The sequence below is a fragment of the Photobacterium salinisoli genome (assembly GCF_003614885.1).
Classification (GTDB): domain Bacteria; phylum Pseudomonadota; class Gammaproteobacteria; order Enterobacterales; family Vibrionaceae; genus Photobacterium; species Photobacterium salinisoli.
This window is the reverse complement of record NZ_QZMS01000011.1, coordinates 200,203-220,991: the sequence shown is the minus strand read 5'-3', so window position 1 is coordinate 220,991 and position 20,789 is coordinate 200,203. Positions and strand designations below refer to the sequence as shown.

Genomic DNA, 20,789 nt, shown 5'->3' with positions numbered 1-20,789 from the left:
TTATTGGCTAATGTTAAATGAATCTATGAGTTAATTTTAAGACGTCTTCTTAGTGACACACCTGCTCCAAATAAAATAGTAGTGAACAGAAGCAGAGAGCCGGGTTCCGGAACTTGATACGTACCGTCGAAGTATAAGTCGGTGTAATAATTGTCGGTTAAATGCAACCCAGGACCATAATCTTTAAGGGTGTAGGTAAAGGATAAAACAGAGCCGTGTGAGAACTCACCGATGTTAAAGCCCAGCGCGAGGCCATGTGAAAAGAAAGCTTGAGTTACAGAATTATTGAGAGTTAAGCCGTAGTAGTAAAAGTTTCCGGCAAGATCATAGCTGTCATTTATCTCCCAGCTGTCGGCACTGTTGCCGGCATTATAGGCATAATCGTCATCACCGTAAAAATCAATGACTGCATCTAATACACCAATAATGTGGATATCAGTAAAAGTGTTGCCTGATTTATTTTTGATATCCCACCGTAATGTACCGTAATTATAACTATCAAGCGAAGAGGTGAAAGAAGTGACAAACTGGTAGGGAACATCACTGTAGCCAATACCGTAATTGTCGAGTGGAGTGTCTACATAAACATCTGTACCATTGGGAGAAAAGAAGCTGGAAAATGAAAATATATCGACCAGACCTGCCTGTGAGGTTGTTGATAACAAGAGACCTGAAATATATAAGCCAGTGCGGATGGTTCGAAACTTAGACGAAATCTTCATGATATACCCCTGCTTTATTAGTATTAAATTATCTCGCGATAAATTAATGCCAAATTCATGCCGAATTTTCATGCCGATTAATGTGTTGTTTTAAAAGGTTTTTGTCTTGGTGTTATCGTGTTTTTTTTGAGGTGTAATTATTCCCGACAGTTAGTCTGGTTCAATACCTATCATGTCCCGGTAGTGATTAATCCCTGCAGTACATAATTTTTTATCATTCATAAACAATGGGTTGGGATTACTGTGGGCTGGTTTGTTTCTGTCGGGGTGTTTATCGTACAGTTGCGTGTGAGTGTTTTGTTGTTTTTCTTTGTTGTAATTTATATTGACTGCATCAATGTATTCTCGGTTAATTGATATTATTTTCGAATTGGTTTGATTGTGTTGTTGATAATAATTACTACTACTTTTCTTATTTTGTGGGCTGTTCACTAGAAAAAGGAAGGGTCGCTGAAGCGCTGAGTAAGTGACGTTTAGAGTCATCATCAACGGGTTGTCAGATTGACATGCATTTATTCAGTAACAAAAAGACCATAAAAACGAATACTTATAGAGGCGGACTAACTATATTGACTTAAGTATCCGCATCTTCAAGACGTATTGACAACGATAAGAACATAAGGCATGGCGATGACAGGCAGACAAAACCGGTTTCTCGAAGGTCCCATCAACAAAGCACTAATCTCGTTAGCGGTTCCCATTATTCTGACCAATATTCTTCAGTCGGCCTATCAGCTGACAGACGCATTCTGGGTGGGACGTTTAGGTGCGTCGGAAGTGGCTGCTGTGTCTGTCAGTATGCCTGTTACCTTTCTGGTGATTGCATTAGGTTCGGGCTTAGCCATGGCCGGTGCAACACTATCGGCACAATACATGGGGGCCGGGCGGCGGGATAAAGTGAATCATGTTGCCGCTCAGACCATGCTGATGGTCGCGGTTACATCGGCGGTGCTGGGACTAACCGGTTATCTGCTCTCGCCCTATTTCCTGACGTTACTGGGCGTGAACGAAAAGGTCTATGACGATGCACTCAAGTTCATGCACGTGTCGTTTATCGGCGTGGTTTTTGTTTTTTTATTCGCCATGTTTCAGTCTCTGATGCGGGGGATCGGGCAGATAAAAATCCCACTGATGATTGTCTTCGGTACGGTGATCCTCAACTTTTTTCTCGACCCTTTGTTTATTTTTGGCCTTGGTAGTTTTGATGGGCTGGGTGTGATGGGGGCGGCACTGGCAACACTGGTCACCCAATCCATTGCTGCAATGCTTGGCCTTACGGTCTTCATGCGGGGGCGGCATGGCATACAGCTGGAATGGCACAACTTCAAACCCGATTTTGCCTATATCAAAAAAGCGTTTTTCCTTGGTGTACCCGGCTCGGTAGAGTTGTCTGCAAGGGCATTGGGGATGATCATCCTGTCGTTTCTGGTAGCGAGTTTCGGCACTGTGACGATTGCCTCTTATGGCGTGGGTTCGAACTTGCTGCAGTTTGTCATGATTCCGGCCATGGGGCTGTCGATGGCCGTGTCGACCTTGGTGGGGCAGAACATAGGGGCGAACCAGACGGAACGTGCAGAAAAAATCACCTTGCTGGGCACGCTATGGGGCTTTCTTGGTCTGACGGTAATTGGGATCGTATTCTATCTGTTTGCTCCTCATTTGATTGCTGTGTTTATCCCCGATGATCCTGAGGTGATTAAAGAAGGTGCACACTTTTTGCGTACTATGTGCCTGACTTGGGGTGGTATAGGTGTACAGCTTTGCGTCGTTTCCGCGTTTCGGGCGTCAGGCAATATGCAGAACGCCATGATGGTTGCACTGGTGTCGCAATGGATGGTGCAATTTCCTCTTGCGTATGTGTTGTCAAAACATACAGCGTTGCAAGATAACGGTATTTGGTGGTCATTTGCCGTTACCAATGTGGTGGTCGCCATATTTGCGTTTTGCTGGTTTAAACGCGGAACATGGAAAAAGACCCGCCTGACTGAAGAAGAGCAACAGATAGTTCATATCACGGATGAAGCCTTAATTGAAAAAGGCAATCAGTAGATCAGCAGCGTGGCACTATTCAAGGGTACGTTGCTGTTTAAACTGCTGTGGGGTTAGTTTAAAGGCCAGCCTGAATGCTTCAATGAAAGCGGAAACAGACTGGTAACCGACTTGATGGGCTACATCCTGCACTGGTAAACCTTGCTCAAGCAGGGTCATTGCCGTCATGAGCCGCAGGCGCTGCCGCCATTGCGGAAACGTCAGCTGGATTTCTTTTTGAAACACCCGGGACAATGTCCGCTCGGTTGCACCGGCCTGGCGGGCCCATTGCGCCAGTGTTTTTGTGCTGCCGGGATCACTCAGCAGCTCATCGACTATAGGCGCAAGCCGACGGTCTTGTGGCATGGGCAGTTCCAGTGAACTGTCTTTTTCTGCGCTTAGCTCGTCCTCCAGTACCGCCAGCAGGCGTAAGATGCCAGGGGGCTGTGCTTGATCGCGCAATACGGAGTGCCTGAGTTTTAGGATCAGTTCGCGGAAAAATGGCGTCACTTCAATTGGTTGGCTGAACGCAGGTACGTGCGTTAAACACTCTGGATTCAGGTACACGGCTATAAATGTAGTGTCTTGCAGCGCCCTGGACTCATGCCGGGTGTGTGCCGGGATAAACAATGCCCTGTGATGCGGAATATAGAAGTGATGTGTACCTGTGCTGCATTTCAATAATCCCCTGGATGGAAAAATAATCTGATGCCATGGGTGCTGATGCGGTTGGTCGTGAAATCCTTTGACCATATTCAGAGTGTTGATCAGAAGAGGCTGGTACGAATGGGTTGCGATGAGTGTATTTCCATCGGGTGTTGCATATGTCTTTTTGTCGATATTTTTTGTCATACTGTCGCTACCTGACCGGAACGTATCGCGCATAGTATGGGTTGTGTCATCGAAACTCAAAGACAAAAATGCGAAGGAAAAGCAATGAAAATACATTTTGTTATGCATGAAGCGTTTGAAGGGCCGGGCGCTTTATTACAGTGGATTGACCAACGCAATTATTCGACGTCATATTCGCGTGTTTATCTGGGCGAGGTATTACCAGAGCGCGGCGATGATATGGATCTGCTGATTGTTTTGGGTGGCCCGCAAAGTCCGGCAACAACGACGCATGAATGCCCGCATTTTGATGCCGCAGCAGAAATTACATTGATTAAAAAAGCCGTCGCGAGCAAAACGCCCGTAGTCGGGTTCTGCCTGGGGGCACAACTTCTCGGGGAAGCGTTAGGTGCGCCGTATAGCCGGAGTCTGGAGCCGGAAGTGGGCTGCTTCCCTATCGTGCTTAACAAACATGCAAGACTGGACCGTAAGTTTGAAGGTTTTCCGCACGAGCTGGTTGTAGGCCACTGGCATAATGACATGCCGGGGCTGACGCCGGACTGTCAGGTGCTGGCAACGAGTCTGGGCTGCCCGCGCCAGATTGTGCGATACACCCCGTTAGCCTATGGATTTCAGTGCCACCCCGAATTTACCCGCGACTCGGTGGAAGGTCTTATCCGTTACTCTGGTGACGATCTCAACAATCATGAGAACAAGCCCTTTATTCAGACAGCAGAACAACTGCGCAATGCCGATTACAGTGAAATGAACCGCGCATTATTCAGCTTTCTGGATGCGCTGGTGGCTGAATCGCAGAATGAGTGAGATTGATATCGTTTAAGTGAGCATCTGCCTGAGCCAGGTTACAAACTGCTGAACCGCGGCAGTTTGTCTGTGTCGGTCTGGGATGACAGCGTAATACTCAAGCCCTGGTTGTTGTAATGATGCAAAGGCAGGGTGTGGTATCAGCCATGCTTCGCTCATTGGTTGCTGTATCAGTAACGTGCTGATGAAGGCGACGCCCTGGCTTGCTAATGCAGCCTGTACCGTATGATTTTCCTGATCAAAATACCTGATTTTCACAGACGCAGCAGTGTCAGGAGTGAAACTTTCAAGTGAAGGTTCAACGACGGGTAAATCGGCATTTTTCCATCGGGTGGTAAAAATAGTGGCGTTTGCTGCTGTTTTTACCTGCTCACAATAAGAAGGTGAGGCCACATAACATAATGTTTCTTTTAAAAGCAGGATGGATTGTGGATCCGAAACCGGACAATAGCCATAACGGATAGCCACATCAAAGCGTCTGTCGTGTTCGACATCTTCTTTACTTTCACCGGTTTTCAGAACGACATCCAGATCAGGATACTGTTGTCGAAACCGTTCCAGTCTTGGTACCAGCCATAAACTGGCGAAGGCAGATGTTGTGCTTACGATGATGGTGCCAGCTCGTCGGCGTATATTATCTACGCCTGATTGAAGTTGTTTCAATGCATTATGTGTGGCGACCAGTAATGCCTCTCCTTCCTGAGTTAACTCAACCGCGCGTGTTTTACGCTCAAACAGCAAAGTCCCCAACTGTGCTTCCAGTTGCCGAATCTGATGGGAAATGGCGGTAGGCGTAACATAAAGTTCAGCCGCTGCTTCTTTAAAGCTTCTCAGCCGCGCGGCAGCCTCAAATGCCCGAAAGCTGCTGAGTGAGGGGAGCTGGGCGAACATTCAATATTCCTACAGGTAAGTTTTATTCATCTGTAGCCAAGTATATCCCTTTTGTCATCCCTGTCACTCAGGCAGATACTATTCCCTGACCATCACTTACTTTGGAACAGAAGGATTAGGCGTATGACAATTCTACATATTGATGCCAGTGCACGAAGAACAGACAACCTTGTACCCAGTCATAATTCAATTTCAAAACAAATCGCGGCTTCATTTATGGATGCATGGCTGACTAATTCACCTCAAACAACTGTTATTAAAAGAGATATTGGTCTGAATCCGCCCGATTTCATCAGCCAGGACTGGATTGCTGCGGCTTTTACGCCGGAGGTGAACCGGACCACTGCCCAGAGGGCCGTGCTGGCATTGTCTGATGAACTTATTGAAGAAGTGATAGCCGCGGACACCATAGTGATCTCGACACCTATGTACAATTATGGTCTGCCTGCTACGCTGAAAGCTTGGTTTGATCAGGTAATACGCGTTAATAAAACGTTTTCATTTGATCTGGAGCGCGGTGATTTTCCTTTGTCGCCGACTTTAGCCGGCAAAACACTGGTACTTATCAGCTCTAGCGGTGAATTTGGTTTTGAAGCCGGAGGAGTACGCGAAACGATGAACCACCTTGGCCCGCATATTCGTGTTATGAGTCACTATTTGGGTGTGGAACATATGTATGAAATAAGTGCCGGCTACCAGGAATTTGGTGACAGCCGCCATCAGGCATCGCTGAAAGCGGCCTATTCAGAGGCTGAAAAACTGGCGCGGTCACTGGCACACCGAGAGTCAGAGCATTCTTTTAATAGGGCTGCAGACATTTGAACGCCCAATCGGTGTGTTTTTGCTGACGCGTTGACTGGAACTCGAAAAAAGCCACCTGTTAACAGGTGGCTCAGAAAATCAAATGTTTTGATCGGTAACTTTGATTGCATGCCTTGCAGTTAGCAAATGCATGCTATTGCTGCTTCAGAATGTACTCCAGCGCCCCCACAATGGCAGCGACTTGCGCATTGTTACACTCACTTGGCGTGACGAGCGGGCTGTCCGGATACACTTCTGTGGTGGAGCTGTACTGACAGTCAGACAGACCTGCACACAGGCCGAGTTTTTTCAGCGGATAATCAATCACGCCTTCCTGAGAAACCGGTGAACCTATAATGTTCCCTTCGTCATCAGGCGGGGCAATATGGGTGACTTTGCGTACTTCATCAATGATGGCTTTCTGGAAAGCATCATGCGGGTTGTCGGTGTCGCCCACCACGTAGAAACCGTCAGGAATGCTGCCGGGTTTGTACTCAACACCATCACGTGCCGCCAAAGCCGGACGGAATTCGGTTTCGTCTGTGTCTGTGGTTTCATGCAGATCGATGTGCGCCAGAATCTCCACACCCTGGTCTTTAACCATCTTCATCAGTGCCGCCGATTCTTCCGCCGGGCTGTTGTCGTAGAAGGAACGGTTTGGATCGATCGCATTCGGGTTCCAGCGGTTAATCGTCTCGTAACCCCAGGGGCTGACACAAGGGGCCACCAGAATGTTGAAAAACTGGCTGTAATGCTGCGCTTTTTCATCGACAAACTGCAGGGCGCCATGTACACCGCTGGTTTCATAACCGTGCACGCCACCTGTGACCAGAATGGTCGGCTTTTGCACATTCCAGTGACGGGATTTGATGACGAACAGCGGGTATTTCTCAGTGTCATAAGACAGAGCGCCATACTGAGAAACATCAAAGCGATCTTTCAGGGCGTCAATTTTAGTGACCACTTCATCCAGATAGGAGCGCTTGATGGTGAGCTGAGCCAGCCACTCTGCTTTTTCTTTCATGGTCCATTTCTGACCCGGAGTGCCAATCGGGTAGGTACGCTTACTGCTCATAGCTGTCCTTAATTCATTTTTTGTGTTCAGGCGTCAGAAGCTTACTCCTCCTGAAGCGCGCGTTCAATCATCTGGCAGCGGAAGATATTCTTCATTCAAAACAACAGCTAAATCATTCATCCGGTGCTTTGCGACAGTCAGTATTGACATAAATATAGCTGGAAGCCCGGTACATTGCCGAACCAGAGACAAGAGACAGTAAAGGAGTGTGAGCCGGGAAGGACTGGGGTGAAAAAAAGCCCCTGCAAGTCAGGGGCAAACGTACACATGCATTTCCCAAAAACATGGAGAGCTCCACTTTAGCCTGAACGGCAAAAAGCGGCTTGATGCAGATCAATCGAATGGGCTTATCTGCAATTCCTGCTCTTCGCATTTCAATCTTCTTTGTCGGATATTGCTGTAGTGTTTCTTTAATCAGGTTTGCCAATTTTCCCAAAGGAGCGATGGTGACTGACACAGATATGGTTTAGTCTGGACGATGTTTACAGTTCAAGTGTTTAATAAACAAACTATTAAGTTCAATCGGACCAATGAGGCAACAGCATTATGATCACATTGCATCACCTGAATAAATCACGATCCAAGCGGATTATCTGGTTGCTGGAAGAGCTGGGTGTGAACTATCAGATCGTCCCCTATCAACGTGACAGCGCAACATTTCTTGCGCCGCCAGAGCTGAAAGCGGTTCATCCATTGGGTAAGTCTCCGGTAATTGAGGATGATGGATTGATTGTCACTGAATCCGGGGCTATTACTGAGTACCTGATTGACAAGTATGGCGAGGGTAAACTGGCTCCTGAGCGTGGCACCGCGGATTATGTTGCCTACCAGCAATGGATGCATTTTGCCGAGAGTTCGGCCATTCTTCCTTTGTTATTGAAAATGTTCGTTGACAAAGACGGCTGTGAGACCAATTTTCTTGCCGGTTATGCGGAAGGGGAAATTGCCAACGTCATGGCTTATGTCGATCAGTCGCTGGCCGGCAAGCGCTATCTGGTGGGGGATTCGCTGACTGGGGCAGATATCATGATGTCGTTCATTGTCGAAATCCTGCATACCAGCGGTGCACTCGCGCATTTTCCTCACATTGCAGCCTATGCACAGCAGCTGGTGACTCATCCTGCGTACCTGAAATCGAATGAGATTGAAGCCGTGCATGGCTAACGCGGATTAAAAACTGTGCTCCTCTGTACCGATACGGAGGAGCACAGTGCAACTCATTCTGCCGGGGTATTTTCTTTATCAATTGATGCGGCCCGTCGAACGGCGGCCACGCCCAACCCGATGAGCAGAAAGGGGATAGCCGCTGCGGTTGCTTCTGCCCAGGCAGAATAAGCGACATCTTTCATCAAAACAAAATGACCTAACACGACCAGGAAGATGCAGAGAATGGCGATGTATATGAATTTGACTTCGTCTTTAACCTTAGTAGTTCTTACCATGTGGTGACCCTTTCACTAGCGAGAGTCACTATTTCACCACAGCCCTGGTTTTTCCTGTTGATACAGTTGGTGCACTATTTTACCGAACAGTCATTTTGCTGATTACTGCTGTCACTCAGGCATGCTTTTGCCAGCTGACCAAGGGTGGACAGCGCAATCAGGTTTTCCTCATTCATCTCGTACGAATAGTTGAGCCGGATATGCCTGAGATCGTCTTGCCGGCTGTTAAATAGCGTCCCGGGAGCCACTGCAATGCGCTTCTCCAGGGCTTGCTCATAAAAGGCGTGACTATCGAACGGAGCCGGAAACGTCAGCCACAGGAAATAGCCACCTGCGGGATCGGTCACCGCCGTACTGTTCGGAAAATAGCGCCGTATGGCGTGTATCATCGCGCTTTTTCTGTCTTGCAACGTACTGCGCAATTTTCGTAAATGGTTGTCATACCCGCCATGCAGCAGGTAATGGCTGATCCCGAGCTGGACAGGTACACTGCTTGATATAGTCGATAAAAATTGCTGTTTCTGAATGGCTTCACTGTGTTTTCCTGCCACGACCCAGCCAATTCGAAACCCTGGTGACAGACATTTGGAGAATGAACCACACAGCAACACCTGATCCTGCCGGTCGAAAACTTTGGCCGGTACCGGTTTTTCCGCTGAAAAATACAGCTCTGCGTACACATCGTCTTCCACCAGAAACACTTTATGCTGGCGCAGAATGTCAACCAGTGCCTGCTTGCGCTCTTGGCTGAGAGTGTAGCCAAGCGGGTGCTGGACATTTGTCATCAGCCAGCAGGCTTTTATCGGATAAGCGGTTAACTTTTCTGTTAAGTCGGTCAGATCCAGGCCGCCGTCAGCACTGGCTTGTATTTCTACCGGTATTAACTTCAAACGCTCTATTGCCTGAAGCGCCCCGTAAAATGTGGTCGATTCAACGGCGACATAATCACCGGGCTGAGTGGCAAACTGTAAGCTGAGATTCAGTGCATCCAAGCCGCCAGAGGTGATCACTATATCGTCCGGTCCAATCTGCAGCCCTTGCTGTACGTACCTTTGCGCTATGATCCGGCGCAGGTCATGGTTGCCGGGCGGCAGGTGCGCTAATGCACTTCTGTTGTCCATCTTGCGCGACGCACTGGACAGGCTGCGAACCAGTTCCTGCTGAGGAAACAGGCTAGAGTCGGGAAACGCCGAACTGAAAGGCACGATGTCGCTGTCTTTGGTGCGCTGAAAGACATCAAACAGTAAATCATTGATCCTGACCGGCGCCTGAGTGGATTGCGGTGGTACAGTCGTCAGCGCCTGAATGTTAGGGGCGACAAAATACCCGGACTGCGGTTTAGCAATCAGCCATCCTTCACTTTCCAGCAATTGATACGCCTGTAACACAGTCGCCGTACCGTAGCCGGTTTGCTGGCTGCTTGCCCGCACAGACGGTATTTTTTCACCGGAGCGCCAAATCTGTTGGCGGATTTGTTGCCTGAGATTATTAGCAAGTGATTGATATTTATTCATTTGGTTAGCTGCGCCGAGTCGAAGTTCAGAACATATCATGCCAAAACGGCAAAGCAAGCCAGTTTGTCGTTTCCTGAGCTTAGGCACATTGCTCAATGTGAGGCCGGCAACAAAAAATCCGGACAATGAAGCTGGCGACACTGCAAAGGCTAAGATCAATATTTCATTGTCAACAAACTGATAGATAAGTGTCATCCATATTTAGATTCTCTGTCACACAGACCCATTAGCATCATCAACTGATAACTGGACTAGTCCAGTTGGTTTCATGGAATAGAGATAAAAAAGGATTAAACATGTCGATCAAAAACAGGCGTACAGCCAGTGCTACGGCTATCTTGCTGACAAGCACTCTGTTAGCGGGTTGTAATGAGAGTGCTGAAACGGCTCAGGATGATAACAAAGGTAATGGTGGTGTAGGCCAGATTGGCAAGGAGCTGGTTATTCCGCCTCCGGCCGCATTAACGCAGGTTACGTTTACGATTCACCCGTATCTGCAGCAGCCTGCAGCAAATCACATGGCTGTGTTGTTTGAAACGGAAAACACGGCACCAACGGTTTGGGTCAGGCCGGCAGAGACGCAAGATGAATTTACTGTGGTTGAGCCTGTTGCTGTGGACAACACGCATTTATACAGCGCGGCTATCAACGGATTAAGCACAGATACGCGCTATGAGTATTACGTGGTCAGCGGCGATGGCAGCCCGTCTGGCGTGTCGGCTGTTTCTGAGCGTTATGTGTTCAAAACCTATCCGACAGCCGGGATGACACCTGCCCCGTTTAATGTGGTAGCCATCAGTGATACACAAAATAACAGCACCCTGGGTGCGCTGAACGATCTCATTACCAAAGGCATTATTCCAACGGTATGTCATAGCCAGCCAGAGCAATGTGCGTCAGAGATCGCGGCGATTACGATTTCCGGCGACATAGTCAACAGTGGCGATAGCATGTTGCAGTGGCGCCGTGACTTTTTTGACCAGATGAAAGCCATTACCCCTTATGTTCCGCTGGTGGCGGTTCCCGGTAATCATGATTTTTATGGTAATCCTGAACTGACTAATTACCGCCATTTCTTCCAGCAACCTGAAAATGGCTCGGCGGGTTATGAAGAACAATGGTACTCACTGGATTACGGCAACTTACGTCTGGTTGGGCTTAACAGTTATCCGATTTCCAAGAACCACGGTAAATTTAACGCGGAGATTCTGGGCATACAGCGGCAGTGGCTGCGTGAGTTGTTGATCAACACCCAAGCAGACAATAACGTCGACTATGTACTGAGCATGTTCCATCATCCGTGTCTGTCAGAACTCTGGCTGTCGGGCGAAAGTATCGGTAGTTGCGAGATGGTGGCGGAAATGGAAGATTTTTCGCGATCAAGCGGCAAGTTAACGGGTCACCTGTTTGGGCATACCCATGCTTATTCCCGTGGGCAATCAATGGATACTCAGCACCTTTGGCTCAATGCGGCAACGGCAGCAGGTTATCGTGAAAAAATTAACGATGATAACTATTACCAGACTGATACCCGCGATTATGACACCTTTGCCATTAGTCAGAGCGAATTCGGGTTTAACCTCCTGACGTTTAATCAAGAGAGTTCACCTTCCATGCAGCTGACCCGCTACAGTGGCACTGTTGCCGCTAAAGGCGGCGGTTTTGCCAGCCTGAATGATACCTTTACTGTGTCCGATACCCTGACCATGAAAGCCAGTCCGGCTGTGCCAGAGGCGCCACAAGTTCTGGCCGGTAACGGTAATCACGCTTTCAATCAGTTGAACCTGGCAATCAGCCATCCTGATCCTGGCGCCATTTATGAAGTGCAATGGCAACTGAGCAAAGCCAGCCAGTTTGATTCAGCGGTTTTTGATATCTGGGGGAATCAAACCCGGGCGCACAACATCTGGCCGATGCAAGATGGCAGTATTCAGGGGATGCCGACAGATACGCAGGCGGGCGTTGATCTGACGACAATCAATCTGGCAGATTTCTCAGGCCAGCTCAAAATGGGCAATGATGAAACTTACAAATGGCAGAAACGATCGTCAGAACATTCCCATGATTCGTACCGTGACCCATTCAACGGCAGCTCGGCGCAGGTATTGACGTTATTTCCGGGAGACACCTGGTACTGGCGTGCCAGAGTGCGCAATGACAATCTGGGCTGGTCTGACTGGAGTGACACGGCGACATTATCCATTGATGCCGGGATGACAACCGCGTTACCTATTAATAATGGTGGTGCGGAAGCGCAGGATCTTTCAGGCTGGACACTCGAGCAGGGCTATTGGCGGGTCCTGCAGGAAATCGACAATATCACGGCCGCAGAAGGTGACTATTATTTCAGTGCCCGTCCGAATGATTCCGCTGCGGGTAATGCGCCCTATGATGATCTGAGCCAGACTTTGGATGTCAGTGCTTTCAGCAGTGTGATTGATCAGTCGTCTGCATTCGTTCGATTCAGTTTTAACAGCAATGGCTGGGGTGACGGTGATCATGCACTGGTCACGCTACAGCCTATGGATATTAATGGGAACGCCATAGGTCAGCCGACTGTGATAAAGACAGAAAGCAAAAAGCAACAGTGGCTGAGCAATACATCGACTCTGTTACTACCTGTGGCAACCCGGGAGCTGAAACTGACACTGCGAGCGGTGAAAAAAGCAGGCAGCATGGCCGATGTGCATATTGATAACGTCCAGCTTTCACTGACGACGCCTTAACGTATTTCGGAAACTCGGATAACACAAAACGGCATCTTGATGATGCCGTTATTGCCCGGCTGACGCTGACACAAGCAGCTTGGCACCAAATAAACCCAGCAGAGTGCCAGCAACACGGCAAATTCCTTTTTTAGTTTTCAGATACACGTTTTGGGCGCGTGATGTGGAAAGCAGCATAGCGACTGTGGCATACCAGCCAAAGTTTGTCAGGAAAACACCCATACTTAACAATACTGGAGTGAGTGAAGGCACCTCGGCGGGCAGTAAAGCGGCAAATACGCTGCTGAAAACCATGGCTGTTTTAGGGTTACTGAGCTGAGTGGTTAAACCAAAGAAAAAGGATGAATGTACACTTTTCGTTTTACCTGGCGTCATGGGGTGAACGCTTGGTTGCTTTCCTTGTTTCCAGATACGTACCGCCAACACGCACAGGTATAACCCACCAAGTAGTTTAAATGTCAGATACAGCTCAGGCACTGTTTGGAATAACGTCACTAAGCCAAATGACGCAAGTAAGGCAAAAATAAGAGCGCCAGTTCCCATTCCCAGTGCGACAGAAAACGCCTGCCTTCTGGAACCAGACATGGCCGTTTGAGCAACTAACAGGAATGAGGGGCCGGGCGTCATTGCGCCCAGTGTCAGCAAGGTCAGAATGGGTAAAAGGATAACATACGATTGCATTTTTTCTCCCGGTTTATCGGTATAGGCTGAATTTTCCGGTAAAGGATTTCAAGGTTTCAGTGTCACCGAACAGGCAGATCCCCAGGTAGTCTAATTCACTCTCCGGGGTTTCCTTTGTCCATGCTTGCTGGGCGTTGGATCCGCCTTCTGTCATGGTGTGCGTGAAATCGGTAAAGGCAATATTGTGCTTGATAGCTTCCTCCCTGACTTTGCGAATTTTGTTCGAGTTATCCGCCTTCAGAACAATAAACGGATAGTGAGACAGACTCGGATGGCAGTTGCCATCAGCATCATAATAATCAATGTATTCAGTCCCTTGCTGATCGACCAGATGAGAGAGTCCTGCACTCAGATGGGCCAGTACATTCAGTGTTCGGCCTGTATCCATTTTTTTACTTAATACTGCGATAAATCGCTTCTGATCTTCGTCTGGCAAGTGCATTGATGCGTTTCCTTCTTTCTCAATATATATCTGCAAGGTTTAAGCTGTTTTCTGTTTAAAAATAAACAAAACAATATGCATATCTGCTGATTAAGCGTCAAGCCAACAGCTGGCAATTACTGGTCACGAAGGAAAAAAGCTGTGCGGTTACAGGAAGATGCAGAAAGCAATCTCTCTGCTGGATTTACTTTTTTTCACGTGATATTGAAGTAGCAGAAGTGTAATAGCAGGGCACGTATTGAATGCCCTGTTTTATTCGCGCGATTCTAGTTGTCATGCTATTTGTGCTGGGTGTCTTCACCGGCTGTGATAAACAGCAAACGTGCCGAGTGATTTATTTTTGCCGTGTGCCATACCCCTTTGGGGACAAACACGTATGAACCAGGGGACTCCAACCTGACTTCCTGTATCCCTTCCGGCATTTCCAGTTGAAATGTCGCCGATCCAGACAGCAGGATGACAATCTCATCCCCTTTAGGATGCGCTTCGCTGCCAGACCAGTCAGACGTAAAATCGTGCAAGCTGACCAGAAATTCATGATGAAAATCGCCAAGCTCGCCGGCCATTAAGCGAGGCCAGAACGTGTCATTCATCTCAAGAAGCTCAATACTTGCGTCGTTTTTCAGCCGGATGGAACTGCTGGCAAGGTGTTGCGGCTGTTTTTGTGTCATGCTGAATCCTTTCTTGCTGCATATGTATCAAAGCTGTGGGGTTATATGCAAAAAAGATAGCAGATATCTATGATGTGGCCTGAGACGCGTCCTGGACGTCATCAGGCTTCAAGTTCAAACGCCAGCGCATCGTCAGGTGTAAAATTGCTCTTAAACGTAAAAGCAAACGGGGTGTCACCTTTATTTCTCAGGTAATCAAGGCGCTCTCTGGCTTCGGCAATGGTCGGGATATGATTATCTTCCACCCACCACAGCACATAAGTATCTTCCGCTGAACGATGAAACCACTCAGCCTTACGACGCATGAAGTCACGGTGATGAGTTCGGAACATAAAGTTTTTAAGCGTATCCACCGACTCCCAGACAGACATGTTGATAATGATATTGGGGTCGTCGAACGCCTGAATACTGGTTGCATCGCCGGATTCATCCTGAAGCCGCCATATGAAGCCTTCGCTGTTTTCTGCAGTGGTATTCACAGGATCCAGATTATCGACAAAATCTTTGATCTCAGGTGCATCCATGGGGTATTTCGCAAGGGCAATGTTCAGTTGTGCGAGTTTCATGCTTCTTCCTTGATGATGGTTGGTCAAGACTGTGTGCTGGTTTTTGATACTGTTGGTAATTTAATCATATAAGCAGCATGTTGAGGTGTGATGAGCCAGGCATTATAAGGCGATACAGGTGTAAAAACGGGTCCAGCCGAGCAGCAGACAAGCAGCGAAACCTGCCTATGGCAGGGCTGCAAAATTCAGAGTCCAGAACAGGCTAAACCGATAGCTAAAGAAGTACACGGCTTATCAGATAAACCGCACGGGGAATTAAAGAGTACAGTTTGAACAGGGCAGCCACTCGCAAGTTCGACATGGCTCGCTTTGTACCAATAATAGAGTGGCTAATTAAGGAATAAGTTGAAAACAAAGGTATCGAACCATCAAAAAAAGAGATTATATACCATAGCAATAAAAATATTGATAACGGTATTTTTTCTTGATTGATAATTCTACAAATCAGATTTGATAACGGGTCAGCCATATGTATAGATAATTTTATTACATTATTATCTATATGGCTCATTCGGCATGAAGTAATATATCGCTTTTATAATGATGAAAAATCAACGTTTTTATTATTAATAAGAGTCAACCACTGAAATGGATGCTGATGAATTGTTATCGATTACATTTATGATGTTGCATCTATCGTTTTGTTTTATAGGTTGTTTTTATATGTTGGAGTGAGGTTCTCATACCTCATAATATAGCGGTTTATTGATATATTGGTTGGCTTTTTTACAGGATATTTAATTGAATGAATAAAGGATATGTGAAAATAACGCATTGACTTTCTATTAAGTAGATTGCTATAACGGCGTTGCATATGAGCATGATATTGTTATTGGCTACATGTGTTGTCGCATTTATGCAAACCAGCATTTCTATAAGAAGGTCTCAATGAAAAAACAAATAACGCCTTTATTAATTTTATTTTCTTTTGGTCATATAACGTCCGCTGCTGCACTGGAAACCAGTGCGTTTTATCCAGAGGAAGTTGAAATTCATTACAATCTCGGTCCTGAAATCTGTAAAGCCGATTTCAGGCCAGTAACGCGTTCAGAAGCATTGCGTTTTCGAGATTCGATAATGAACAAAATCGGAAAGTGGTCTTATGTGACTTTAGCCGATGGCTGGATCATTATGGGGCCCGGTTATATGGGGGAAATTAAGCAGGGAACAGCCAGCCATACCGCTTGCTATCCTCTTAACGCAGACACAAACATTTTATCTTTCCCTGCTATTTCCATTGATGAAGGTTCTAAAGAGCGGGTTGAATGGACATTACTCAATGATCAAGACGGTTTTGTAAAGCCTGCCGCATACCTGGCTCACCATATGGGTTATGCCTGGGTAGGTGGCCCGAAAGGAAGCCAGGTTGGCGACGACATGAAAGTCTGGTGGGACAATAATGAAAACGCCTGGATGATTCGGGGTAATGACGGTCCGTGTGACGGTTACCGCTGTCAGGATATGACCACCATCAAGGCGAAAAATTTTGCATACACCATGGATCCGGCTTCGTTTAAAATCGACGGCTCGATTGTGAATTCCAATAGTCAGCTGGTGAATACGATCTCCTCTACGGCGATCAATAAAACCAGTATTGAGCAGCAGTATGTCATTGATATCAGTTACAACACGTCCACCAGTTGGTCACAAAGTAATGATTACAGCTTCAGTGAAAGTATCGCGGTTTCCAGTACTTTCAAGAGCCCTGAAGTGACAGGCGGCGTTGAAAAATCAATATCTGTGACTTTTGGTGCCACTCAGGCATGGGGAAGCACCAGCGGCGGTGAAGAAAGTAACAGAGTGACAATTCAGGCAAGACCGGTTGTGCCGGCCAATAGTGCATTGAAAGTGCTGTTGAACGTGTACCGGGCTGATATTTCTTATCCTTATGTTTTTGACGCGGATGTATCCTATGAGCTGGGCTTTGATGGTTTCATGCGCTGGTCGGGCAACGGATTGCTGTGGCACCCGGAAGACAGGCCTGATTTTAGTACCAGCTTTGCGATTGGCCGTTTCGCCGGCAATGAAAAGAGTCTGGAATTTCAGTGGGATCACCGTGATATTACGGGCATGAACAAAACCTGGGACTGGAACTGGATCGCACAGACAGCGGGTTCTTACGACACCCGCTATTGGTTAGGTAAAGTGCTGGCGCCAAAGAAAGCACGAGTCAAAGGCCAGTTTTACGCTGAAGATCAGTTCACCGGCGAGCTGTATTTCGAAGAGATTGCCCTGCCTCAGGGAGACTCAAATACTGCCTCAATGGAAAAAAGCATTCAGGGGCAACTTGAAGATGCTGGCTTGAAGGATGTTCAGGTCTCAGTCAGAAAAGCTAATACCGGCGTGTAATCATCAGTAGCCAGGTATAAAAGAACCGGAAATCCCGATGGGGTTTCCGGTTTTTTCGGTTCGAAAGTCTCTGTATTTCAGATTGGAACGGGCCGGCAGTCAGACCAAATCGTTAGTAGATTGAGCCAATTTGTTTCACGGCAAAATAGGGCTGGTTCTCTATCACCGTGACCTGGATTTGAGTCATGCTGCCGTTGCGAATCGTTAAATTGGAATACCATCTGGGATTTTTCCAGTCGAGGCCAAGCACATCCGCAATGATGGCGCGAATCACGCCGCCGTGCGTCACGATCAATACATCGTTTTGCAGTTCGCTGACTATCCTGTTCCAACTGCCGGTTACCCGCGTGCAAAAGTTTTCCAGTGATTCGGCATCAGGTAAGCCTGAGCTGGCAGGGTTGCGCCAGAATTGCTCAAGCTGTTGCCACTCTTGACTCCCGTTGGTTATTGCCTCAAACGGTGTGCCATCTAACTGGCCAAAGTGCATTTCTTTTAATGCTGGCTCGCACACCAGAGGGCGTTCACCTGCCAGTAATTCAGCCAGTGATAAGCAGCGACGCAAAGGAGAGCTGATAACCTTTGTATAGTTAATATCAGCGTTGGTGAGAAAGTGACAGATGGCCTGATTGGTCTCTGGGCAAACGCCTATATCCGTTGAGCCGTACAAAGCGGGCGCACCATTGACTTTGCCGTGGCGGATTAATGTAACGGTGAAGGTTTTCACCTGGCCACCCCTTTTAACTGGAGCGGTAAGCCGGCTGCAACCAGAGTGACTTCATCGGCAATGGCGGCGAACTGCTGATTCATGCGGCCGGCGTTGTCGACAAAATAGCGGCTCACTTCACCGAGCGGTACCACCCCCATGCCGACTTCGTTCGAGACAAAGATCAACCGGGCCTGACTGTTTTTTGCCGCCTGCACCAGCTCGGTAATGTGTGCTTCCAGAGCTTCATTGCTGCATGCCTCTCCCAGTGAAAAAATAATGTTATTCAGCCAGAGGGTTAAACATTCAATCAACACCACATCGTCTGCGGTAAACTGAGTCAGCAGGTTTGCCAATTCCATTGCACATTCATGTTCGGCCCAGTCATTGCCGCGTTGATCTTGATGGTGTTTGATACGCATGCGCATTTCATCATCAAAGGGTGTGGCCGTGGCAACATAATGCAGTCTTTTGCCCTGTGTTGCTTGCCCTTTGGCCTGCTGCTCGGCAAAACGCGATTTACCGGATCGTGCACCGCCGAGTATCAGGCTCATTGTCGCTTGAATCGTCATTTTATCCCCATTGGTTGTAAACTGAGGCGATAAGGATCAGGTAAATCAACAGTTCCATGAGCTGCTGGGCAGCACCAAGACAGTCTCCTGTAAAACCACCAAGCCGTGCATTCAGCCAGGTTTTGAAACCCGCCCGAAACACAACCGCCGCTACTATCAGCAACAGTGTCAGTTCAGGTGTCAGTGCCAGACAGACGAGAACACCGGTCGCCACTAAAAAGAGTAACTCAGGCAAAGTCTGGGCACTGGCCAGAGGTTTGCTTTTGCTCGTATTTGTGTCGCTGACATAGTGCATGTCGAAAATCAGTGAGGCTGCCACGGTTCGGCTGAGTGTGTAGGCGACAATCAGGACAGCGGTCAGTTCAGTGTGCATTGCCAGATAGCTGAGCATGATAAATTTACCCAGCAAGGCCATGATCAGGGTGGCGGCACCGTAAGTGCCGATCCGACTGTCTTTCATAATAACCAGACGGCGCTCTGTCGTCATGCCCCCGCCAATGCCGTCAGCCATGTCGGTCAGACCATCCTCATGAAAAGCCCCCGTCAGCAGCAGGCTGAACACCATAGTGATAAAGACGGCTAACTGTGGTGGTAACCAGGCTGCTGACAGACTGTAAATAATGGCACACAAGGCCCCCAGTACCAGCCCAACCAGTGCAAAGTATCGCCCGGCCCGATTCATACGTTCGTCGGAATAGGGCGTAGATGCAGGAATGGGCAGGCGACTGAAAAACGACACCGCCAGACAGAATAACTGGTACTGATAACGAAGGTTGAACATTTACACCGTGACTCCGGCATCGGCGAAGCTGGCCATGTGATTGTAAAATTCTGCGCTGGCGCGAAGCAGGGGATAGGCCAGTGCGGCACCTGTGCCTTCACCCAGCCGCAAGCCTAAATCCAGCATAGGTTGGGCTTCGAGCAGGGCTAATACCTTTTGATGTCCCTGTTCTTCAGAACGGTGCGCAAAAATCATCACATCCCGCGCTTCGGGCTTGAGTAATGTAGCAATATAAGCGGCGATCGAAACGATAAAGCCATCCACCAGAACAGGCACGCGTTGGTCACTGGCAGCCAGAAACGCGCCGACCATCTGAACAATTTCAAACCCACCCAGCTCAGCGAGCGCTCGCAATGCATCAGGTTTTCCGTTTTCATTGTATCTGGCCACACCCTGACGAATCAGACTGATCTTGTTGCTCAGTTGAGCATCATTGATCCCTGTACCTTTACCGACGCAATAGGCCGCGTCTGTCATACTCAGCGCCGACAGCAAGGCGGAAGAACTGCTGGTATTGGCAATGCCCATTTCTCCGAACATCAGCAGATTACAGCCAGCGTCGATGGTCTGTTTTGCAATTGAACTGCCCAATTCCAGCCCCTCGGCAACCTGCTGCTGACTCATGGCAGCTTTCTGGGCGAGGTTATGGGTTCCGGCACCCAGACGCTGGACAATGAAATCAGGATGATCGGTTTCAACCGGTAGCAATATGCCGCAATCAATGACTTTCAGGTCAATGTTGTTAATGCGGCAGAACTGATTGATAGCCGCACCGCCGGCAAGGAAATTGAGCACCATTTGCTGGGTCACTTCACTGGGGGCAATACTGACGCCTTCTTTGGCAATGCCGTGATCGCCGGCAAACAGCAGCATGGTGGGCTGAGTTAAGGAAATTTGAGAAACCGCTTCTTTCTGTCCCTGACTTTGTAATAAAGCAAGCTGGTGGGCTGTAGTTTCGAGTTGCCCCAACGCGCCCAGAGGCTTGGTTTTGTTATCTATGCGTTCCTGAATAACTGCTGCGTGGCGAGTGTCTAACATGATTTTTAACGCTCCGGTTCAGTGTTTTCCATAATCAATGTATTGCAGTTTACTCGCCAGTGGAGCCACTATCCAGTGAAAGCAAAGTGTTTGATATTGTGACTTCAAAATGGCCGGAGCAGAGAATGGAA

Annotated in this window: 22 protein-coding genes; 6 read left to right on the top strand and 16 right to left on the bottom strand. The window is 48.0% G+C overall.

Annotation, left to right across the window (positions count from 1 at the left end):
- Positions 1–23: 23 nt before the first annotated feature.
- On the bottom strand, positions 24–722 hold the full coding sequence (locus D6M16_RS12290) for a PEP-CTERM sorting domain-containing protein (RefSeq protein ID WP_162941017.1): 699 nt from the start codon (positions 720–722) through the stop codon (positions 24–26).
- 630 nt (positions 723–1,352) lie between these two features.
- On the opposite strand from D6M16_RS12290, the gene D6M16_RS12280 reads away from it, so the two are divergent.
- The gene (locus D6M16_RS12280; RefSeq protein WP_120513153.1) at positions 1,353–2,771 is read left to right on the top strand and encodes an MATE family efflux transporter; all 1,419 of its coding nucleotides are present in this window, start codon (positions 1,353–1,355) and stop codon (positions 2,769–2,771) included.
- Positions 2,772–2,786: 15 nt separating this feature from the next.
- Here the strand turns inward: D6M16_RS12280 and D6M16_RS22260 are convergent, their stop codons facing one another.
- On the bottom strand, positions 2,787–3,602 hold the full coding sequence (locus D6M16_RS22260; protein WP_162941016.1) for an AraC family transcriptional regulator: 816 nt from the start codon (positions 3,600–3,602) through the stop codon (positions 2,787–2,789).
- An 84-nt stretch (positions 3,603–3,686) separates the two neighbouring features.
- On the opposite strand from D6M16_RS22260, the gene D6M16_RS12265 reads away from it, so the two are divergent.
- On the top strand, positions 3,687–4,406 hold the full coding sequence (locus D6M16_RS12265) for a glutamine amidotransferase-related protein (protein ID WP_120512174.1): 720 nt from the start codon (positions 3,687–3,689) through the stop codon (positions 4,404–4,406).
- Between the two features lie 12 nt (positions 4,407–4,418).
- On the opposite strand, the gene D6M16_RS12260 is transcribed toward D6M16_RS12265, so the two are convergent.
- Entirely contained in the window at positions 4,419–5,297 is an 879-nt protein-coding gene (locus tag D6M16_RS12260; RefSeq protein WP_120512173.1) for a LysR substrate-binding domain-containing protein, read from the bottom strand.
- A 123-nt stretch (positions 5,298–5,420) separates the two neighbouring features.
- Between D6M16_RS12260 and D6M16_RS12255 the strand changes: the two genes are divergently transcribed.
- Positions 5,421–6,119: an FMN-dependent NADH-azoreductase gene (locus D6M16_RS12255; protein WP_120512172.1), complete on the top strand. Its 699-nt coding sequence runs from the start codon at positions 5,421–5,423 to the stop codon at positions 6,117–6,119.
- A gap of 133 nt (positions 6,120–6,252) precedes the next feature.
- Here D6M16_RS12255 and D6M16_RS12250 read toward each other — a convergent pair whose 3' ends face one another.
- Both D6M16_RS12250 and D6M16_RS22255 read right to left on the bottom strand, forming a co-directional pair.
- Positions 6,253–7,173, bottom strand: a complete 921-nt coding sequence (locus D6M16_RS12250; RefSeq protein WP_120512171.1) for a M14 family metallopeptidase — start codon at positions 7,171–7,173, stop codon at positions 6,253–6,255.
- Between the two features lie 112 nt (positions 7,174–7,285).
- Positions 7,286–7,630 carry a hypothetical protein gene (locus D6M16_RS22255; protein WP_162941015.1) on the bottom strand — a complete coding sequence of 115 codons (345 nt, stop codon included), beginning with the start codon at positions 7,628–7,630 and terminating at the stop codon, positions 7,286–7,288.
- Between the two features lie 89 nt (positions 7,631–7,719).
- Here D6M16_RS22255 and D6M16_RS12245 point away from each other — a divergent pair, with 89 nt between their 5' ends.
- Positions 7,720–8,337: a glutathione S-transferase family protein gene (locus D6M16_RS12245; protein WP_120512170.1), complete on the top strand. Its 618-nt coding sequence runs from the start codon at positions 7,720–7,722 to the stop codon at positions 8,335–8,337.
- Positions 8,338–8,390: 53 nt separating this feature from the next.
- Here D6M16_RS12245 and D6M16_RS12240 read toward each other — a convergent pair whose 3' ends face one another.
- Together D6M16_RS12240 and D6M16_RS12235 are read right to left on the bottom strand one after the other, a co-directional pair.
- Positions 8,391–8,615, bottom strand: a complete 225-nt coding sequence (locus D6M16_RS12240) for a hypothetical protein (RefSeq protein WP_120512169.1) — start codon at positions 8,613–8,615, stop codon at positions 8,391–8,393.
- Positions 8,616–8,689: 74 nt separating this feature from the next.
- Complete coding sequence (locus D6M16_RS12235) at positions 8,690–10,129, bottom strand: aminotransferase-like domain-containing protein (protein ID WP_120513151.1); 1,440 nt, start codon at positions 10,127–10,129, stop codon at positions 8,690–8,692.
- A gap of 296 nt (positions 10,130–10,425) precedes the next feature.
- Here D6M16_RS12235 and D6M16_RS12230 point away from each other — a divergent pair, with 296 nt between their 5' ends.
- Entirely contained in the window at positions 10,426–12,855 is a 2,430-nt protein-coding gene (locus D6M16_RS12230; protein WP_120512168.1) for a purple acid phosphatase family protein, read from the top strand.
- A gap of 48 nt (positions 12,856–12,903) precedes the next feature.
- Here the strand turns inward: D6M16_RS12230 and D6M16_RS12225 are convergent, their stop codons facing one another.
- From D6M16_RS12225 to D6M16_RS22690, 5 genes are all read right to left on the bottom strand, one after another.
- Positions 12,904–13,536, bottom strand: a complete 633-nt coding sequence (locus D6M16_RS12225; RefSeq protein ID WP_120512167.1) for a LysE family translocator — start codon at positions 13,534–13,536, stop codon at positions 12,904–12,906.
- Positions 13,537–13,549: 13 nt separating this feature from the next.
- Positions 13,550–13,978: a DUF2000 domain-containing protein gene (locus tag D6M16_RS12220; protein ID WP_120512166.1), complete on the bottom strand. Its 429-nt coding sequence runs from the start codon at positions 13,976–13,978 to the stop codon at positions 13,550–13,552.
- Positions 13,979–14,256: 278 nt separating this feature from the next.
- Positions 14,257–14,649: a cupin domain-containing protein gene (locus D6M16_RS12215; protein ID WP_120512165.1), complete on the bottom strand. Its 393-nt coding sequence runs from the start codon at positions 14,647–14,649 to the stop codon at positions 14,257–14,259.
- A gap of 101 nt (positions 14,650–14,750) precedes the next feature.
- Entirely contained in the window at positions 14,751–15,215 is a 465-nt protein-coding gene (locus D6M16_RS12210) for a DUF3291 domain-containing protein (protein ID WP_120512164.1), read from the bottom strand.
- A 214-nt stretch (positions 15,216–15,429) separates the two neighbouring features.
- Positions 15,430–15,684 carry a GlpM family protein gene (locus D6M16_RS22690; protein WP_420812253.1) on the bottom strand — a complete coding sequence of 85 codons (255 nt, stop codon included), beginning with the start codon at positions 15,682–15,684 and terminating at the stop codon, positions 15,430–15,432.
- A 419-nt stretch (positions 15,685–16,103) separates the two neighbouring features.
- Here D6M16_RS22690 and D6M16_RS12200 point away from each other — a divergent pair, with 419 nt between their 5' ends.
- Positions 16,104–17,564 carry an aerolysin family beta-barrel pore-forming toxin gene (locus D6M16_RS12200; RefSeq protein WP_162941014.1) on the top strand — a complete coding sequence of 487 codons (1,461 nt, stop codon included), beginning with the start codon at positions 16,104–16,106 and terminating at the stop codon, positions 17,562–17,564.
- A gap of 112 nt (positions 17,565–17,676) precedes the next feature.
- On the opposite strand, the gene D6M16_RS12195 is transcribed toward D6M16_RS12200, so the two are convergent.
- From D6M16_RS12195 to cobT, 4 genes are read right to left on the bottom strand one after another with little or no spacing between them, the layout of a single operon-like run.
- Positions 17,677–18,288 (bottom strand): histidine phosphatase family protein, encoded by a 612-nt coding sequence (locus tag D6M16_RS12195; RefSeq protein WP_120512162.1) that lies wholly within the window; start codon positions 18,286–18,288, stop codon positions 17,677–17,679.
- A complete protein-coding gene (gene cobU / locus D6M16_RS12190; RefSeq protein WP_240435609.1) occupies positions 18,285–18,839 on the bottom strand; it encodes a bifunctional adenosylcobinamide kinase/adenosylcobinamide-phosphate guanylyltransferase in 555 nt (184 codons plus the stop codon). The genes D6M16_RS12195 and cobU overlap by 4 nt, the downstream gene beginning before the upstream one ends.
- A gap of 1 nt (position 18,840) precedes the next feature.
- Complete coding sequence (locus D6M16_RS12185; protein ID WP_120512161.1) at positions 18,841–19,620, bottom strand: adenosylcobinamide-GDP ribazoletransferase; 780 nt, start codon at positions 19,618–19,620, stop codon at positions 18,841–18,843.
- A complete protein-coding gene (cobT, locus tag D6M16_RS12180; protein ID WP_120512160.1) occupies positions 19,621–20,658 on the bottom strand; it encodes a nicotinate-nucleotide--dimethylbenzimidazole phosphoribosyltransferase in 1,038 nt (345 codons plus the stop codon).
- Positions 20,659–20,789 lie beyond the last annotated feature (131 nt).